The following is a 17865-nucleotide window of genomic DNA, read 5'->3' as shown; positions in this document are numbered from 1 at the left end:
GCTATGGTCGATTCAATTCATGATTAAGGCGGATGGCAACAACGAGACGGAGCTCGCCAAGGCTGCTCTTGAGCTGCATCTGCTCGGCCAACAGGTCGAGGATAGACGCGCCACCCTCTCATCGCTGCAAAGCGAACTGGATGAGGCTCGTAAGCTGCTCAGCGACAGCCAGCACCTGGAAAACCTGATTGAAGCCAATCAACAACTGGTGCTGCGCATCCTTGGCCAGTCCGAAGCCTCCCCTCCCGTGCAGCCAGACTTATCGGTTGTACAGGAGCTGCGAAAAGCTAATCAAGAATTGACCACCGCCGCATTAAGGGCCCAGCAAATGCAGGCCTCGGCGGAGCTGGCTGTTGTTCAACAAAAGAGCATTCTCGCGATGGTTGCCCATGAACTTCGCAATCCACTGACCCCGATCAGCATGATTGCCGAACGCATGACCCGCCTTCCAAGCGGAGACCTGCCCGGGATGCGCGCGCTGATTGAAGGGAAGGTTCAGCACATTTCGCGAATGATCGAAGATTTGCTGGATGTCTCGCGGGCCAGTACGGGCAAGCTGAACATCCATTGCCGTGATGTCGATGTAGTGCAAGTCATCCGCGAGGCCGCCACCGCGTGCATGCCGATGATGGCGGCGCAGAACCTGAATTTCAGCGTAGACCTGCCCAAATGCGTCCTCTTGGTGAAAGGCGATCCAATTCGCCTGAATCAGATCCTCAACAACGTTCTGACTAACGCCGCCAAGTACACCCCGGAGCGAGGCTCTGTTGATCTGAAGGTCACGGCGGATGCCGGGACGGTCAGTATTCGCATTACTGACAGTGGCATCGGCATATCTCCAGAGATACTGCCCACGATCTTTGATCCGTTCGTCCGGGATGTCACCGCCCAGGCAGTCAACAGATCAGGACTCGGACTGGGCTTGGCGGTCACCCGACAGCTCGTCGAAGCCCACGACGGTGAGGTTATCTGTAGGAGTGAAGGAGCCGGAAAAGGTAGCGAGTTCATTGTGACGCTGCCGTTGTTGACTTATGGCGCCACGACGTATGAGTGGTGATTACACTGCCGAGGGCGGGAAACACGTTAGCACTCGGCCCAGCTTCGATTGGAGTACCGGACGATGACATCCACGGAACAGCTGATTGAGTGGAACGCGCAATGGAGGCTTGTCAACGGCTCTATCACTTGCAGAGCGTGCCAGGCAGAACAGAAGGAGGCTGAAAAGGGCACGGCGTTCGTTCACGCGCCAGGGTGTGGTAATGCCTGTCGGGAAATCAATCCAGGAAAAGCGCTGGATGATATCGCTGCCTCTTTTACATGATGTGCGCTGTGCGAGAAGCCCCCGGAATCATGCAGCGACAGCGCTTGATCAGCGTTTAATCGCTGCAGCCTCAATCCTTCCATCCTGACGTCCATAGTTCTCCCGCCGCATGAAGCGCACGCAAGTGGCGCCCCTGCGCATGTGAAAATTTTGTTAACTAACTGACTCGTCTATCTTTCTTCAGGTGTAACGATCTGAGACACTAATGCGAATTATTATTAGATGCGCTTGCATTCGATTCGTTTTGGTATCGCTTGGGGAATCAGATTGATGTCGTTCTACACCACAAACCGCCGTTGCAACCTCTCTCCCAGTCTGTTGGCATTGGCCATCGGCATGGCAAGCATTCCGCTGGCTTCAGCCGATGAGACGCCGCCCGCTGTTAAAGACGCTCCATCCAGCACTCTGGAGCTGGGCGCGACCGAAATCAGCGCCACCGGCTTGGGCAGCACCACCGAAGATACCGGTTCCTACACCACAGGCCCCATGCAGACCGCTACCAAGCTGCCACTGACCATGCGCGAAACGCCTCAAGCGGTGACCGTGATTACGCGTCAGCGCATGGACGATCAGGCGATGACCAGCATCAATGATGTGGTGAGGGGCACGCCGGGGCTGTTCCTCAGCCAGGCGAGTGGACCGGGTCGACAGACGTACAGCTCGCGCGGTTTCGACATCGACAACATCATGTATGACGGGCTGCCCAGCTCTTACCAGCCCTACACGATGCCCGTACAGCCGAACCTGGCAATGTTTGACCGCGTCGAAATCATTCGCGGCGCAACCGGTCTGGTAACCGGCGCCGGCAACCCTTCCGCCGCCATCAACATGGTGCGCAAACGCCCCACGGCCGACCAGCAAGTGATCCTCACGGGCGCCGCCGGCAGCTGGGATGATTATCGCGGTGTGTTCGATGCGTCGAGCCCACTGAACGAAAGTGGCACGTTGCGCGGTCGGGTGGTGGGTTCCTATCAGGGCGCCGACAGTTTTCGCGACAAGGAAGAAAACGATCACGGTCTGTTCTACGCCATCGGCGAAGCCGATCTGAGCGACAGCACCATGGCAACCCTGGGCTTTTCGCGCCAGAACGAGCAGACCAACTATTTCTGGGGCGGCTTGCCGATTGGCACCGACGGCCACCACCTGGACCTGCCCCGCTCCACCTACCCGGGCACGGATTGGGAAAACAAGAAGCTGCAGATCGATACCGTGTTCGGTGAAGTGGAGCATCGTTTCAACAACGACTGGAAGCTGCACGCCGCGGCCTCGGCTTCGACACTGGACGGTGAATTCTCCGGCACTTACCAGTCACGATACGCCGGACCGCTGGAAACCACGGCCTATCAATCGCATCACACCGACAAACAAAACGCGCTGGACGTCTATGCCAGCGGCCCGGTCGAAGCTTTCGGCCGCACCCACGAAGTGGTCGTCGGCGCCAGCAACCGCGCTTACGATGCCACCACCAAAGAGTACAGCCCGTACACCACGGCGTGGCCGATCGGTGCGCCGAAGCCGGACTTTGTGCGTAGCGGCAAAACCCACAACGTCACCACTCAGGATGCGGTTTACCTCACTACCCGTCTGAGCCTGGCCGATCCGCTGACGCTGATCCTCGGCAGCCGCCTGGACTGGTACGACTACGACGACCGCTCCGGCGACGGCGACTTCAAAGTCACCCGCAACCTGACGCGTTACGCCGGCCTGATCTACAAACTCGACGACCACCACTCCGTTTACGCCAGTTACACCGACATCTTCACCCCACAAACTTCAAAGGACATTTCCGGCAAACTGCTGGAGCCGATTGTCGGCGAGAACTATGAAGTCGGCATCAAAGGCGAGTACTTCGACGGCGCACTCAACGCCAGCCTCGCGGTGTTCCAGATCGACCAGAAAAACCGCGCTTCGCTTGCAGACAGTCAGCTCGGTTGCCCGGTCATGACCTGCTACGAGACCTCCGGCAAAGTCCGCAGCCAAGGCCTGGACCTGGAACTGCAAGGCGCCCTCAGCGAGAACTGGCAAGTGGGTGCCGGCTACACCTACACCCGCGCGCACTACATCAAAGACGAAAACCCGGAAAACAAGAATCAGCGTTTCGACACCGACACGCCTGAGCATCTTTTCAAAGTCTCGACGGTGTATCGCCTGCAGGGGCCACTGGAAAAATTCCGGGTTGGCGGCAACGTCTATTGGCAGAGCCGGATGTACAACGACGTGCCGCTCACCGCTGGCAGCTATCGCCTCGAGCAGGGCAGCTACGCCGTTACGGACTTGATGGCAGGCTACGAAGTCAACAAACACCTCGACCTGCAAGTCAACGCCAACAATGTGTTCGACCGGGTCTACTACTCCTCGATCGGCTACAACACCACTTGGGGCTCTACCGACAATTACGGCACGCCACGCAGCTACATGCTGACGGCCAAATACAAATTTTGAGTCGGTAATACGCTACGAACCGTTGCCGGAGACGCCACGCATGTCTTCAGCAACGGTCGCTCCAGCTGACGATGTCGACTACGTGGCCGCTGGTTTCGCGCAGATTTCTTGAACTAAAAGGTTGGTACCGTCCGTCTCGACCGGCACTAATAAACGAAATTCCGCCGATTTCTGTACCTCACAACTTATGCACGCGCTAACACCCGCAGTGGTGATTGCGCATTTAGCCTGCATGAGGAATGACCCAATGTTTTTACATAACAAACGCCTTCAGTACACCGTGCGAGTTGCGCAACCCAACCCGGGGCTGGCAAACCTGCTGCTTGAGCAATTTGGCGGTGCCAATGGTGAACTGGCAGCGGCAGCTCGCTATTTCACTCAGGCATTGGCGGAAGAAGATCCTGGTCGCAAAGACCTGTTGATGGATATTGCCACCGAAGAATTGAGCCACCTTGAAATTGTCGGTTCGATTATCGTGATGCTCAACCGAGGTGCCAAAGGGCAGTTGGCGGAAGGTGTGCAAGAGGAAGGTGAACTGTACCGGGCAATTAACGGCGCCGGTAACGACTCGCACATAACCAGCCTTCTTTACGGTGCAGGCGCACCACTGGTCAACTCCGCAGGCGTCCCATGGACGGCGGCTTACGTCGACTCGATTTCTGAACCTACTGCAGACTTTCGTTCAAATATCGCTGCAGAAGCACGGGCAAAAATCTTGTATGAACGCTTGATCAACGTGACCGATGATCCCGGCGTGAAAGAAGCACTGGGCTTCTTGATGACGCGAGAAATCGCGCACCAGAAGTCATTTGAAAAAGCGCTGCACGCCATTCAACCGAACTTCCCGCAAGGCAAGCTGCCCGGCGATCCGGCGTTTACCCATAAATACTTCAACATGTCGGGCGAACCCAATGTCCGCGGCCCTTGGAACGAGGGTGCCGGTTGGGAATATGTCGAGAGTCCTGAGCCTGCCGTTGACGGCGGTGACGGATCAGCTTCTGTGAATCTTTCCCAAGACGATGAATCTGTTTTGGAAGCGATGAAGATTCGCACTGCATCTGACCCACTCAGTGAACCGGTGACAGGCGCGGATCTGGGTTCAGGTTACGTGCAAGGCAAAGATGCCTGATTTGTGTTCAGCGACCTCTTATGAGGTCGCACAAACCAGAGGAGTGACGAGATTGCAACCGGATAACAGAACAGTGTCAGTTCAAGATCACTTCAACAAAGTGATGGATAGAGCCTTCGCAGGCTTTGAACATGATTGCAGACAAGCCTGCAGAGGACTGAAGGTTTACATGGCAGCGATTATCTTCGGGGTAGGCACCATCCTGCCTAACGACCTGTCCGACCGTGACGGATCGAATGAGACAGACGTCGGCCTGACCGACGACGAGCGCGTGAGTCGCGAGGAATCTGAAGGTGATGGAGCGCGGGTCACACCCGGCCCTGCTGACCTGGAAAGAGCTCCGGTCCGTAAGTAGCCGGCCACACGATTGTCTGGAATGGAAATAGCCAGGGATGACATTTGAATACTGGAGTACTACATGCGACCGCAAACCTCAATCATATTTGACCTCGACGGCACGCTGACTGACAGCGTCTATCAGAACGTCGCGGCCTGGAAAGAAGCACTCGATTCGGAAAATATTCCGCTCGCGATGTGGCGCATTCACCGGAAAATAGGCATGAGCGGCGGGTTGATGCTCAAGACGCTGTCCCGCGAAACCGGGCTGACGATCAGTCCGGAACAAGCGAAGAAGCTGAGCGATAAACATGCGCAGGCCTATGAGGCTTTACAGGGTCAGATCATCGCGCTGCCCGGTGCAGTTGAGCTGCTGAACACGCTGACCGAGGAAGGCGTGCAGTGGTGCATTGCGACCAGCGGAGGCGTCGACACTGCGAGCATCAACTTGAAGGCCTTGAAGCTCAATGCCAAAGACATCAATCTCATCACCCGCGATGACGTCAAGTACGGCAAGCCAGACCCGGACCTCTTCCTCGCGGCCGCACAGAAAATGGATGTAGCAATAGAAGAATGCCTGGTCATCGGCGATGCGGTGTGGGACATGCTGGCCGCGAGGCGGTGTAAAGCGACCGGCATTGGTTTGCTTTCCGGTGGCTATGACCGCGGTGAGCTTGAGCGAGCTGGAGCGCTGAGGGTTTATGAAGATCCGCTGAGTTTGCTGCACCACCTGGACGAGGTGGCTTCGCGTCCCTGAATATGCACTGAGATTGCTGCATGGCCGAGTATTTGCGCGGCTGCGTTGCTGTGCGAGCTGATATCATGCAAGCGCTTACAAATTGGGTAGAGCGCTATGAATCGTCGTAAAAAAATACAGCAGTTATTAAAGGCGCACGCCAAAAAGGCCAGTGCCAAATTGGCACCGGCGAGCAAGTCCAAATACATCAGCAAGGCTGACCGGCTGAAGCTGGCTGAGGAGTCCGTTGAGGGTACGGTCAACTCGTCCGACAGTTGATTCAAGCCGTCCTCAGGCCTACCTGCCAACTCTCATCACTGCGTGGTCAGCAGTAATAGTGAACAAACCACGCCAGCATCCTATTTGACAGAAAATTTGTTATTGGTCTTATTGGTCGTGCTATCAACGAACCAGATTGAGGCGCCATCACTGAGCACTTTGTTGCACTCCTTGCCATATTTCTGATAGCTCACGCAGATAATGTCCTCGGTCATGACCCATGACCCTTTTTGCAGGGCTTCACTGGAAATCTTTATCTCAGCAGTCCCGTCAGGGTTGAGTGTTTCGGTAAAGGAATAACCTGTAGCCGTCACACTCGAATGCTCACGACCTATCACCGTCGAGTTGATTTCGCCTGCGCTCAATTGTTTGGCGTTCGGTGGCGCAACCGCGTGCGCGTCGGCCGCAGCTTGATGACCAGAAGAAGCGCAGCCCGTTATAAACAGCACCATTAACAAGCAAAGTATTAATTTATTCATCACCTGCCCCCTTGTCATGAGCAACATATTCCAACGCGTTGAATATTAGCCGCGCACAAAGGCGTGAATATATTCATTCACGATAATTTCAATAGCGCGGAATAGACCTCTTTATCGGCAAGCTTTAATGCTCGCCGATATCTTTGCGAGAGCATTGTTCTGCATTACCTCTCCCCCGTGCTGCTCAAGTAGTTCGCGTCTGTGGCACTTACGTTCGGTACAAACCGTTGAGGTGGTGCCCGGCGACCCGCTGTGCGCTCGCGCCAGCGGCTGGTGCGTGGCGGCGCGATTCGATCTCGCTCGAGAGGGAAGGTTCAATTCCAGGCGACAAGGCCGACCAACGGTAGCACTTTCAGGCATGAAGGCTGCAATGGCTCCTCTTGACGATCATTTGACGTCAAACATCCGCCATACGGATTCCACCGTCAGCAAGACCAACCGACACCGCCTAAATACGGTTCGAGCGTGACTGTGGCCGCAACATTCTTCGCCCTATAGGAATATCGCCATGATCGACCTCGGAAACTGGAATTTAAGCATCCCTGTAGGCAGCCCACCGGCCACCATAGAAACGCCCCGACTGGCGCAAGGTTTCAAAGACGAATATTTCAGTTCCGACGCCGCAACCCTTTCCTTTTGGGCGCCTGTGACAGGTTCCAAAACGGCCAACGCGAGTTACCCGCGTAGCGAGTTGCGGGAAACCAATACTGACGGGACGCTGCGCAACTGGACGTACTCGGCGGCGGATAACATTCTGCGGGCGAAACTTTCGATCAATCAGGTCCCCAGCTCTGGCAAAATCGTGATTGGCCAGATCCATAACAAGGACAGCAACAGCCCCATGGTGAAGCTGGAATACCAGTACAAGGAGAAGTCGTTAACGGGGAACATTGTCGCCAAGGTGCGCCTGCATCCTGACGATGAAGAGGGCCAGGTCATCACGCTGGTGAAGGGTGTTGCGCTCAACCAGAACTTTACCTACCAGATTCACCTGAGCCCGGGGGGCGCACTGGGCATCAGCGCGGCGGGGTACAACTGGAGATCCAAAGTCGATCCGAGCTGGAAGACCAAACCGCTGTATTTCAAAGCGGGTGCGTATGTGCAGGACAACACCGGCTACCCCACCGAAGGCGGAAAAGTGACGTTCAGAATGCTGGAGATCCACCACAAGATTTAGTGGGTTCTACAGTAGCGTAACCTGGCCACGCCTCGTCAATGTGCGTGGCCAGGACGCATGCACAGGCCTCATGCAGGCTTGGGAAATGCGCCGCCCGGTTCAGAGTCGGCATCTTGCACTGCTTCGTCATGACCCAGTTCTCGCGACACTGAAAGGCGCTCGTCATCGATGCGCTGAACCAGATTGAGCGCGCGTTCTGCACTGCCCAGCAGGGCCAGAATGGCACCCCGTTCATCCCATCCGAGTTTCAGTTCTGGCTGCAAGCAACGTTCGCGCAGTTCCAGCAATTGTTTGCTGTGGGCTTGTGGCAGATAAACGCCTTGCGGACCGTTTTTCACCGCAGGCTCGACGATATCCAAGACAGCCGCGACGATGGCCTGGCCGTTGGCAGAGAACACCTGGCGCTGAACCCGGCGGGTAATTTGCGACAAGGTCTCGGTCAGGCTCGCGCTGAAATCCTGTTCCTCGATCAGGCTCGCCAGCAGGTTGGTCTGGCGTTCGCTCAGGTCGTTCTTGAACATTTGTGCGGTGTAGCCGCGGATCTCCTGACTCAAAGAATCGAGAGCGTGCTCATGCTCGGTGGAGTTTTTCACTGTCTCGTGATCGCCCCGGGCTGCGGCCAACAGCAGGCCAGTGCCTTGAGTATGCCGCGCCAGTTCTTTGCTCACGGCCGCCACACCGGTGCTGAGGTTGCTCAGCGCTGCACGGTCCAGATAGCGCGGCATCGCGTAGTCCTCGACATCGCTGCGACCGGCACCAATACGAGACAAGACGCGGTCGAAGACGCCTATGAACGGGAACATCAGCGCCGTGTTGAACAGGTTGAAACCGATGGAGTACACCCCTACGGCCACCGGCACCAGCGGGAAGCTCTCCTTGCCATCGACCATCACCGACTTGGTCACGTCCATGCCAACCAGGCTCATCAGCCACTGCAGCAAATCCATCGACATAAAGAACAGCGGAAACATCGCGGCCACGCCGATCACATTGAATGAGATGTGCGCGTAGGCCGCGCGTTTGGCGTTCTTGGATAAATTAAGTGAGGCCAGCCAGGACGTGACAGTGGTGCCCAGGTCGGCGCCCAGGGAAAAAGCCACGGCGGTCTGCCAGTCCAGGACCCCCGCCGCTCCCAGCCCCATCACGATGCCGATGGTGGCGGACGACGAGTGGATCATTGCGGTGATACCTGCGGCCGTCAGTACGCAGATCGCCAGACCGCCAAAGCTGTCGGCCTGCAGACTGGAAATGACCGACATCACTTCGGGTAGATCGCGCAACGGTTTGAGGCCACCGGTTAACAGGTTCAGCCCATAGAAGATCAGCGAAAAGCCAATCACGGCAAGCGCGATGTTTCGGGTCTTTTCGCTTTTGCTGAAGACATAAACCAGGGCGAACAGCCCGGCAAAAATCAACCCCAATGGCCCCAGCGGCATGGCGATCAAGCCATTGCCCAGCGTGGTTCCGATATTGGCCCCCATGATGACGCTGATCGCAGGTCGCAGCCCCACGACCCCGGCATTGACCAGGCCGACCACCATGACGGTCATCGCGGTGCTTGACTGCAGCACGCCAGTAATCATCGTGCCGGCCGCCAGCCCCTTCGCCGGGGTGCCCGCCAATTTCGCCAGCCAGGCGCGCATGCGATTGGCCGCCAGATTGTTTATCCCGTCGGACATGAATTCCAGTCCGAGCATGAATATGCCCAGACCGCCTATCACGGGCACCAGCAAATCTCTGAAAATGTTGATTTCCAAGACGGCTCTCCAATAAACGGACGATGGCCGGCGCGGATCTCTGTCTACCGGACAGCATGCTCGGCAGGTACGCGGGGGCGATGCTTGAACGCTAGACACACAATGTGACGCATTGGTGAAGGACGCGTCAGGGTTCGACTTGGGGCGATGGCCGGTCTGCGGCCCCTGCCATCAGGGCCGCAAACGCGCCTGGAGCGGGCTTGCTGGCGATTGCGGTCTGTCTGCACCAGAGATGCAGACGCCGCAGAAGGTCTTGAAGGGCTCACGAGCGCCTGTCGGTCACCTACAACTTATAAGAAATACCCACCTGAACCGTCCTCGGCTCACCCGGGTAGGCGTAGATGTTGCCAAACGCACCCTCTTGATAATCGCGATCAAACAGGTTCTTCACATCAAGATTGAGCCTGACGTTGTCGTTGACCTTGTAGAAACCGAGCAGGTCCATAACGGTGTAACTGCCCATCGAAAACGCGGTATTGGCGGTCTGGCCCGCACGTTCATCGACGTACTTGCCACCCACCCCCAGGCCCAGGCCTTTCAGATGACCGTCCTGAAACTCATAGACGTTGAGCAGGCTGAAGCTATTCTTCGGAATGTTCATCAACCGGGTGCCCGACTGCAGGACGCTGTCTTTGGTCACTTCGGCGTCGACATAGGCGTAGCCACCGATCATTCGCCACTCTGGGGTCAGATTGCCTGCTACGTTCAGATCAAAGCCACGGCTGCGCACTTCGCCCGCTGCCACGCTGAACGTCGAGTCCACGGGATCCGTTGTCAGGACGTTGCGTTTTTCAATCTGATAAAGGGCTGCGTCCACGCTCAATTGACGATCCAGTGCCTCCCACTTGATGCCCATTTCATAGGACTTGCCTTTCTCCGGCGCAAAGCCGCCACCCTGCCGACTGGCCCCGGTATTGGGTTTGAACGAGCGCGCGGTGTTGGCGTACACCGCCACGCTATCGGTGAGGTCATACAGCACGCCAATACGCGGCGTCATCGCATTGTCGCTGGCCTGCCAGCTTCTGCCGCCCGGCACGAAGGTTTCATAATCATGCTCGAAACGTTCGAAACGGGCGCCCGCCAGGACCTTCAAGCGCTCGGTCAATGCCACTTGATCCTGCACGAAGGCCGCGTACGTCTTGAGGTTTTCCTTGTCGTGGGTCGGCGTGCGGGTCAAGGCCGGCCGTGGCTGACCATAAACGGGATTGAATATATCGATCGGGTAAGCGTCGACCGCCCCACTGGAGCGCTGGATGATGGACTTGTAGTCGTAATCCTCGTACTCGATACCGGTCAACAAAGTGTGGTCGAAACCGCCGGTGGAGAAACGCCCGGTGAGGTTCAGTTGGGTGTCCTTGTCCGTCCATTCCAGTTTGCGGTAGTTGAAGTTGCGTCCCAGCGTGCGCCCGTCCGCCGCCATGCCGTTGGCTTCGATGGCGTTGCCTTGCAAGCTGCCATCCAGCCACTGAAAACCGCCGCCCAAGGTCCAGTTGTCACTCAGAAAATGCTCGAAGCGCAACTGCGCCATGTTGTTGTCGTTGTGCAGTTTGCCGGCGTCTTTTTCACCGAAGAACGTGTCCCGGGACGCAGTGCCAATCTGATTCGGATAACGCGTCACGCCGCGATCCAGCGGGTGATTGTTGCGCATGAAGTCGCCTTCGAAGATCACCTTGGTGGCATCGCTCGCCTGCCATGAAATCACCGGTGTCACACCGTAGCGTTCGGTTTCGACGTGATCGCGAAAGGTGTCGCCGCCCTCTCCCACCACGTTCAGGCGATAGGCCAGACGGCCTTCTTCGTCGAGCGGACCGGAGGCATCCAGCGTGCCGCGGCGCATGCCCTGATCGTCGAGCTGACTGCCCAGCGTTACGGTGCGCTCGGCCAGAGGTTGCTTGGAGACAACGTTGAATGTGCCGCCGGGATCGCCGCGCCCATACAGAGTGGTCGCCGGGCCGCGCAACACTTCCAGGCGCTCGATGGTGTTCGCGTCCGGCATGTTCGGATATCCGCGATTGATCGGGAACCCGTTGCGATAGAACTCGCCGGTGGTAAATCCGCGCACGGTAAACGTGGTGAGCCCCTGGCCGCCGAAGTTGTTCGCCCGGCCCACTCCGCCGGCATAATCCAGCGCGTCTTGCAGGCGAGTGGCGCCGATATCTTCTACGGCGTCCTTGGTCACGACACTAATGGACTGCGGCGTTTCGTGGATCGAGGTGTCTGTTCGCGTCGCACTGGCGGAGCGCGTCGCCCGGTAGCCCTGCACGGGCCCTTGTGCCGTTTCATAATCGGACGTTCCAACGATGTCAGTAGCCTGCAACTCCAGACTGTTTGTCGTGATTGTTGCCTGCTCCGCCCAGGCTGGAGCGGAAAACGCCTGAAGCACACAAATGGAAACCAGAGTACGACGCATCGAGCAAACCTTGAGAAAAAAGCCATATGGGACGGCATACGTGCCAGTAATCGCGGCGCATGGTATCCCATATCATTAGCTTCTGATACGTATTCTCATTTACAAGTATCCCAAGGCGCTGAAATTGGTCGCGTACCTTTGAACGTTATGTAGAAAATGCCACAGCCAAGTTAATGTGAAAGCGCACCCCTCCCCTTTTCAGTTTAATGAGGTTCGTCCCGTGACTGATTCACCCTATATTCCTCCGAAAATCTGGTCGAACGACGCATCATCCGGTGGCCAGTTCGCCAACATCAATCGCCCGACTGCCGGGCCGACTCACGACAAAACGCTGCCGGTAGGCAAGCACCCCTTGCAGCTCTATTCGCTGGCGACGCCCAACGGCGTGAAGGTGACCATCCTGCTTGAAGAGCTGCTGGCGCTGGGGCATGCCGGTGCCGAATACGACGCCTGGCTGATCCGCATCGGCGAGGGTGATCAGTTCTCCAGTGGTTTTGTCGAGATCAATCCGAATTCGAAGATTCCGGCCCTGATGGATCACAGCGTGCAACCGCCGATCCGCGTGTTCGAGTCCGGCGCCATCCTGCTGTACCTGGCGGAGAAATTCGGTGAGTTGTTGCCGACCGATCTCGCCGGGCGCACGGAAACCCTCAACTGGCTGTTCTGGCAGATGGGCGCCGCGCCCTACCTGGGCGGTGGTTTCGGCCACTTCTATGCGTATGCACCGGAGAAATTCGAGTACCCGATCAACCGATTTACCATGGAAGCCAAACGGCAACTGGACGTGCTGGATCGGCGTCTGAGTGAAAGTCCGTACCTCGCCGGCGACAGCTATTCCATCGCCGACATCGCCGTCTGGCCGTGGTACGGCGAACTGGTGCGCAACAATGTCTATTCGGCCGCCGAGTTTCTGTCAGCCAGCGAATACGTTCATTTGCAACGCTGGGCGCAAGAGATTGCCAAGCGGCCGGCGGTTGTCCGTGGGCAACGGGTCAACCGCACGTGGGGCGATGAAGCGAGCCAGGTTGCCGAACGGCATCAGGCCTTCTGATTGGGCTCGACGGCAGCCCGCATGGCCACGCGAGAAAACGCATAGAGCAGCGTGCCGACCACGATCAACCCGCCGCCCCGCAGCCAGGTTTCCAGGCTTTGCTGGCTGAGCAACAAAAGGCAGGAAATGATCGCCAGCACCGGCACCCAGGTCGGCACGCGAAAATGCGCTTCTTCAACAGTGTCGCGACGCAGCACCAGCACCGCGACATTTGTGCTCATGAAAACGAAGAGCAAAAGCAACACGACGGTCTCGGCCAGGGTCGCGAGCGTTCCAGTGAGCGTCAATGCGATGGCGACCACGGTGGTAACGATAATCGCGACCCACGGCGTCTGCCTGTTTGGCAGCACTTTCGCCAGCGGACTTGGTAACAGTCCCAGACATGCCATGCCATAGGTCAGCCGACTCGCCATGATCATGGTCAGCAGCGCGCCATTGGCGACGGCGACCAGGGCGATGAAAGCAAACAAACGCGGCGGGATATTCAGCCCCGATGCGCGAACGACTTCGAGCAAGGGAGCCGAGGTCTGCACCAGTTTATCCATCGGCAGAACGGCAGACGCGGCAATGCCGACCGCCATGTACACGACACCTGCCGTTAGCAGCGCGGCGAACAAGGCGCGCGGATAAACCCTGCGCACATCGACGATTTCCTCCGCCAGATTGGCTGAGGTTTCGAAGCCCACAAAAGAGTAAAAAGCCAACAGAGCGGCACCCAGCACCGCCAGCGTGGGGCTGACCCCGGGCTTGAATTCCAGGCTACGTCCGAGGTCGGCTTCGCCCGTCTGGAAATACCAGGCAGCGGCGACGATCACCAGAATCAGCCCGGACAATTCGACCACGGTCATGAGCAGATTCGCGCCGAGGGATTCTTTGATTCCCCTGGCATTCAGCAGCGCGATCACCACCAGAAACGCCAGCGCGGCCAGGTGAGGTGGAACGCTGATAAACGCTGCAAGGTAGTCACCGGCGAAGGCCAGCGACAGGCCCGCAGCGCTGGTCACCGCAGCTGCCAGCATGCAAAAGCCGACCAGGAAGGAAATCATCGGGGACTTGAAGGCTTTCTCGGCGAAGACCGAAGCGGCACCGGCATGCGGGTACTTCGTCACCAGTTCGGCATAAGAGCCCGCCGTCAGCATCGCGAAGAACAAGGCGATCAACAGCGGTATCCAGATGGCGCCGCCCACTTCCCCGGCAATGGTGCCCGCCAGTGCGTAAACACCGGCGCCGAGCACGTCGCCGAGAATGAACAAAAACAGCATCGACCCGGTGATGGCTCGACGCAGTGGGACACTGGATGTTGCGGAAGTCACTTTCATGCTCAGGTTCTCGGCGCGGATCTATCGAGCAAACCAGTGTTGGTTGCTGCTTGAGTTTGTCTGCAGTGAGAAGTATCCGAGCCATGAAAGTTCAGTTCTGTTTCACGGCCACAGGGAGCCGCTGGCCGCGCGTCATCCAGCCGGCCGCTGCCCGTGAGGCAGAAGCCTTGGGATTCGGTTTTTTTCGCTGCGAGCGATCGTCGCGTGCGGGAGCGCAGTACCAACGGCCGCTGGCGCTGGTACTGCCTGTGCGGTTACTGAGCCTTGCGAACCGCCTGGATAATGACCTTCGCCACATCCGCCGGGCGCGACTGCTGGGGCACGTGGCTGGCGTCGACTTCGGTCATCTCGGCGCCGATTTTCCTGGCAAATGCTCGTTGCAGATCAGGCTGGATCATGCGGTCTTCACGAGCGACGACGTACGATGATGGTTTGCCTTTCCAGGCAGCGACGCTGGTTTTGTCGTCAAACGCCGAGGCACGGATCGGGCCCTGCGTCGCCGCCATCACTGCGGTTTGCTCGGGGGGAAGGTCTTGAGCAAAACCGCTGGCCATGCCCTGAGGCGTCATGTAGAGAAAGCCGTTTTTGTCGGCAGCGATCTCTTTCACGCCGGACGGCGCAGGGTACTCCTTGCCCAAATCCTTGGTGGCCTGACCAGCATCGGGAGCAAACGCGGCAACGTAAACCAGGCTGCGCACTTTCTTGTCGGTGCCGGCCTGACTGATCACAGTCCCGCCCCAAGAATGTCCGACCAGCACGACGTCGTTATCCTGGTTGTTCAAAACACGCTGAGTGGCTGCCACATCATCGGCCAGCGATGTCAACGGGTTCTGTACCACCGTCACCTTGATACCTTCGGCCTGCAGCAGCGGAACGACTTTGCCCCAGTCGGAGCCGTCGGCGAACGCACCATGCACAATCACTACCGAGGGTTGCGGGGAAGCAGCTGAACTGGCGCCGGAAAAAACCGCGGCGGTCATGGCGAGAGCGAGGGCGAGAGCTTTGGGTTTGAACATGATGCGATCTCCTGTGTGGGTGTGATCAGTTTCGGCGAGACCTGCGGGTGTGGGTATCGGTCGTTTGTCCGAGCCAGGTGAAAAAATGTCTGCTGGAAACCCTCAGCGGATCTGCAATGGAAACTGGTGATTGTGTTTCACCGGTTCGATGGCAAGGTTCAGCGCTTAAATCAGGCCTAAGGTCAGCGCCTTGAGCGTCGCCGCCGCCCGGGTCGAACATTGCAGTTTGCGGAACACACTTTCCACATGAGTACGCACGGTGCTGGGGCTAATGTGCAGCTGACGGGCAACTTCCTTGTTGCTGCCTCCCTGACTGATGCAGCGAAGAATTTCGGTTTCCCGCTCGCTGAGCAAACTGCCGCTGCCTTTCGAGGCCGGCACCAACGCTTCACCACGCGCCGCCGCAATCACGGCCTGACACGCGCGCGAATCGAACCGGCCCTTATCGGCCTCATCGAGCAGCAGGCGCGTCGTCTCATCCTCACTGAACGCCGGTCGCCAAGGTCGCTGGCTGCGCAGTGCCTCCCAAGCCAGCGCAGCGGCCAGCAAGCGATGCTCCGCCTTCAGCGAACTGGCGCTCAGATTACGGAAGGAGCCGCTGCCATCCAGCCGTTCATAGGCGTGCGCCGCCAATTGACCCGACTCGGCAAGGGCGGGAATCTGGCTGCAGGCGCGCGAAGTCCAATAAGGCACAAGACGCGCTTGTTCCCGATCGCCCTCCAGGAGCGCGCCCGGCGTGTTCCAGATGCGATTGGGCACCGCGGCCTTACCAATGCCGTGGATCAGCGCCGCTTGCCCCAATTGGTCAGTCGACGCTTGCGATAAATCCGAAAGCTGCGCGGCTGCCCGCACCAGGCTGGCCGAACGCCGCGAATAGCCTGCAAGCCAGGGCAACTTGAGATCGATCACATCACCGACCAGCGTCAGCGGCACATCGGCCTGGTCTGAACGCGAGCTCGCAGGCACTTCCGGCGGCAGGCGCAGCTGTTCCAGCCAGTCGCCGGCATGTCGCAAGAGTTCCCCGGCCAGCGCGGCGGGATAACGTTGATCACGCATGCTGGCGATCCACTCCAGAGCGGCCTCCAGTCCGTGAACACGCGAGAGGATTTCCAGATCGCCGGCCAGCAACACCTGATAAACCACTTCAGGCACTTCAGGGTGACTCAGCCCGGAAGGCCTGCCCCCGCCGTCGAACTGCTCAAATACGTTGCGCAGGCCAGACTCGACGCCTGCCCCAAGACCTAACGTCCGCGCGATATCCCCGGAAACCTCGCAGTGCACCTGCGCCAATGGAGTGGACCTGCGCATCGCTCGCAGGCCCGCAGCGCCCAACGTGTGACTGAGCATCGCGTTACGCCCTTCGACGTCGTCCCCCAGCAGACGCGTGAAACCTTCCGCATTGGCGGTGCATCCCGACCAGCGCAGCAGCGCAACTTGTCGCCCGACCTCTATGTGCTCGCCGTCACCGTCGCATGTGCGTGCGAGCAATTGCACCAAGCGCGCGGTACGCCGCGACTGATCGAACGGCTGGCCCATGCTCAGGTCGCCGACCATGGACAACGCCAAAACCGCACTTTCCCGCTCGACGAAGTCGCTTTGCAACATACCGCTCTCCATACTGGTTGGGCTTGGCCTATTAACAGTGATCCTGCCCGTTATCTGGAAGGCTGATCTTCGCTCATTATTCGCGCCACTGCCCCTGAAGCTTCCAGCTGCTCGAATGAGCGCCGGGCCTTCTCGACGATTTCGTCCGATGTGTCTCGACTGAACGCCATGTAGATCCTGGCAGGCTGGTCATCAATCGAATAGACGTCCTCCAGCAAGCTGAAATCCACCTGCGCGGCCGCACTTTCCAGCCGTGCCGAGTTCTCCGACATCGGTAGCAGCAGGACTTGCTGATTGAGCAATTTCTGAAAGTTAGCGTGATTATCAGTTGAAACAACCAGCCGCGTGAATCCTTGATGCTCCAGGAAAGTCTGCTTGGTATCGTTCCGCACCACCCCGACCGTGTAGCGTTTGCCATCTTCAAGGCTGTTCAGCGTGATATCGGTGCGCCCGCGCAATTTGTAGAACTTGATCGCAACCCGGTCGATCTCGCCCACCCACTTGAACAAGTCTTCGCGAATCGCGGTTCTCGTGAGCGGATAAATCAACACGTTCGGCTCATGCAAGGCTTTTTCGTAGGCCCGTGCCCACGGGTAAAGCGAGAGGCGATAGTCAGTCAGTGCAGCGCCACGCAAGGTTTCTTCGACGATGCGCGTCCCCGGCCCGACGACCTTGCCGTCACGAGGGAAAGCGTACATCGAGTCCTCGGTCACCACTTCAATCCCCTCAGCACGGGATTGCACGCTGACCACAGCCAGCAACAGGCATGCGCAAAACGTCATACGAAAATGCATACAGACCTCGTGGC

General features: G+C 58.1%; 15 protein-coding genes. 8 read left to right on the top strand and 7 right to left on the bottom strand.

The features are described from left to right. Window positions 1–19 precede the first annotated feature (19 nt). The 6 genes from DU29_RS0119565 to DU29_RS1000000131665 all read left to right on the top strand — a co-directional run bounded on the left by DU29_RS0119565 (window position 20) and on the right by DU29_RS1000000131665 (window position 6243). Window positions 20–1057 carry a sensor histidine kinase gene (locus DU29_RS0119565; RefSeq protein WP_028623200.1) on the top strand — a complete coding sequence of 346 codons (1038 nt, stop codon included), beginning with the start codon at window positions 20–22 and terminating at the stop codon, window positions 1055–1057. Window positions 1058–1591: 534 nt separating this feature from the next. Then, window positions 1592–3763, top strand: a complete 2172-nt coding sequence (locus DU29_RS0119555; RefSeq protein ID WP_028623198.1) for a TonB-dependent siderophore receptor — start codon at window positions 1592–1594, stop codon at window positions 3761–3763. Window positions 3764–4010: 247 nt separating this feature from the next. Then, complete coding sequence (locus DU29_RS0119550; protein ID WP_028623197.1) at window positions 4011–4892, top strand: manganese catalase family protein; 882 nt, start codon at window positions 4011–4013, stop codon at window positions 4890–4892. 169 nt (window positions 4893–5061) lie between these two features. Then, a complete protein-coding gene (locus tag DU29_RS1000000132490; protein ID WP_152635566.1) occupies window positions 5062–5247 on the top strand; it encodes a hypothetical protein in 186 nt (61 codons plus the stop codon). 63 nt (window positions 5248–5310) lie between these two features. After that, window positions 5311–5985, top strand: a complete 675-nt coding sequence (locus DU29_RS0119540) for an HAD family hydrolase (protein WP_028623196.1) — start codon at window positions 5311–5313, stop codon at window positions 5983–5985. A gap of 96 nt (window positions 5986–6081) precedes the next feature. Further along, window positions 6082–6243, top strand: coding sequence for a DUF2986 domain-containing protein (locus DU29_RS1000000131665; RefSeq protein ID WP_081832518.1), 162 nt, complete (start codon window positions 6082–6084; stop codon window positions 6241–6243). An 80-nt stretch (window positions 6244–6323) separates the two neighbouring features. Here the strand turns inward: DU29_RS1000000131665 and DU29_RS0119530 are convergent, their stop codons facing one another. Further along, complete coding sequence (locus DU29_RS0119530) at window positions 6324–6722, bottom strand: hypothetical protein (protein WP_152635565.1); 399 nt, start codon at window positions 6720–6722, stop codon at window positions 6324–6326. 508 nt (window positions 6723–7230) lie between these two features. On the opposite strand from DU29_RS0119530, the gene DU29_RS0119525 reads away from it, so the two are divergent. After that, on the top strand, window positions 7231–7899 hold the full coding sequence (locus DU29_RS0119525) for a polysaccharide lyase family 7 protein (protein WP_028623194.1): 669 nt from the start codon (window positions 7231–7233) through the stop codon (window positions 7897–7899). A gap of 68 nt (window positions 7900–7967) precedes the next feature. Here the strand turns inward: DU29_RS0119525 and DU29_RS01000000130210 are convergent, their stop codons facing one another. After that, on the bottom strand, window positions 7968–9656 hold the full coding sequence (locus DU29_RS01000000130210; protein ID WP_050483142.1) for a Na/Pi cotransporter family protein: 1689 nt from the start codon (window positions 9654–9656) through the stop codon (window positions 7968–7970). 283 nt (window positions 9657–9939) lie between these two features. Next, the gene (locus tag DU29_RS0119515; RefSeq protein ID WP_028623193.1) at window positions 9940–12066 is read right to left on the bottom strand and encodes a TonB-dependent siderophore receptor; all 2127 of its coding nucleotides are present in this window, start codon (window positions 12064–12066) and stop codon (window positions 9940–9942) included. A gap of 220 nt (window positions 12067–12286) precedes the next feature. On the opposite strand from DU29_RS0119515, the gene yghU reads away from it, so the two are divergent. Then, window positions 12287–13117 carry a glutathione-dependent disulfide-bond oxidoreductase gene (gene yghU / locus DU29_RS0119510; RefSeq protein ID WP_028623192.1) on the top strand — a complete coding sequence of 277 codons (831 nt, stop codon included), beginning with the start codon at window positions 12287–12289 and terminating at the stop codon, window positions 13115–13117. Here yghU and DU29_RS01000000130205 read toward each other — a convergent pair. The 4 genes from DU29_RS01000000130205 to DU29_RS0119490 all read right to left on the bottom strand — a co-directional run bounded on the left by DU29_RS01000000130205 (window position 13105) and on the right by DU29_RS0119490 (window position 17851). Further along, complete coding sequence (locus DU29_RS01000000130205; protein WP_033050703.1) at window positions 13105–14436, bottom strand: APC family permease; 1332 nt, start codon at window positions 14434–14436, stop codon at window positions 13105–13107. The two genes, yghU and DU29_RS01000000130205, sit on opposite strands and share 13 nt — an antisense overlap. Before the next feature lie 254 nt (window positions 14437–14690). Beyond that, a complete protein-coding gene (locus DU29_RS0119500) occupies window positions 14691–15452 on the bottom strand; it encodes an alpha/beta hydrolase (RefSeq protein WP_028623191.1) in 762 nt (253 codons plus the stop codon). A 165-nt stretch (window positions 15453–15617) separates the two neighbouring features. Continuing rightward, window positions 15618–17057, bottom strand: coding sequence for an HD domain-containing phosphohydrolase (locus tag DU29_RS0119495; RefSeq protein ID WP_028623190.1), 1440 nt, complete (start codon window positions 17055–17057; stop codon window positions 15618–15620). Window positions 17058–17107: 50 nt separating this feature from the next. Beyond that, entirely contained in the window at window positions 17108–17851 is a 744-nt protein-coding gene (locus tag DU29_RS0119490) for a substrate-binding periplasmic protein (RefSeq protein WP_028623189.1), read from the bottom strand. Window positions 17852–17865: the final 14 nt, after the last annotated feature.

It is taken from the genome of Pseudomonas sp. Ant30-3 (genome assembly GCF_000690905.1).
In the GTDB taxonomy this organism is placed as follows: domain Bacteria; phylum Pseudomonadota; class Gammaproteobacteria; order Pseudomonadales; family Pseudomonadaceae; genus Aquipseudomonas.
The sequence above is the reverse complement of the archived record's forward strand: the minus strand, read 5'-3'. Positions and strand labels throughout refer to the sequence as shown.

Coding starts and splice junctions, on each gene's coding strand:
- DU29_RS0119565 (WP_028623200.1), top strand. CDS start 20: ATGATTAAGGCGGATGGCAACAACGAGACGGAGCTCGCCAAGGCTGCT.
- DU29_RS0119555 (WP_028623198.1), top strand. CDS start 1,592: ATGTCGTTCTACACCACAAACCGCCGTTGCAACCTCTCTCCCAGTCTG.
- DU29_RS0119550 (WP_028623197.1), top strand. CDS start 4,011: ATGTTTTTACATAACAAACGCCTTCAGTACACCGTGCGAGTTGCGCAA.
- DU29_RS1000000132490 (WP_152635566.1), top strand. CDS start 5,062: ATGGCAGCGATTATCTTCGGGGTAGGCACCATCCTGCCTAACGACCTG.
- DU29_RS0119540 (WP_028623196.1), top strand. CDS start 5,311: ATGCGACCGCAAACCTCAATCATATTTGACCTCGACGGCACGCTGACT.
- DU29_RS1000000131665 (WP_081832518.1), top strand. CDS start 6,082: ATGAATCGTCGTAAAAAAATACAGCAGTTATTAAAGGCGCACGCCAAA.
- DU29_RS0119530 (WP_152635565.1), bottom strand. CDS start 6,722: ATGAATAAATTAATACTTTGCTTGTTAATGGTGCTGTTTATAACGGGC.
- DU29_RS0119525 (WP_028623194.1), top strand. CDS start 7,231: ATGATCGACCTCGGAAACTGGAATTTAAGCATCCCTGTAGGCAGCCCA.
- DU29_RS0119515 (WP_028623193.1), bottom strand. CDS start 12,066: ATGCGTCGTACTCTGGTTTCCATTTGTGTGCTTCAGGCGTTTTCCGCT.
- DU29_RS01000000130205 (WP_033050703.1), bottom strand. CDS start 14,436: ATGAAAGTGACTTCCGCAACATCCAGTGTCCCACTGCGTCGAGCCATC.
- DU29_RS0119500 (WP_028623191.1), bottom strand. CDS start 15,452: ATGTTCAAACCCAAAGCTCTCGCCCTCGCTCTCGCCATGACCGCCGCG.
- DU29_RS0119495 (WP_028623190.1), bottom strand. CDS start 17,057: ATGTTGCAAAGCGACTTCGTCGAGCGGGAAAGTGCGGTTTTGGCGTTG.
- DU29_RS0119490 (WP_028623189.1), bottom strand. CDS start 17,851: ATGCATTTTCGTATGACGTTTTGCGCATGCCTGTTGCTGGCTGTGGTC.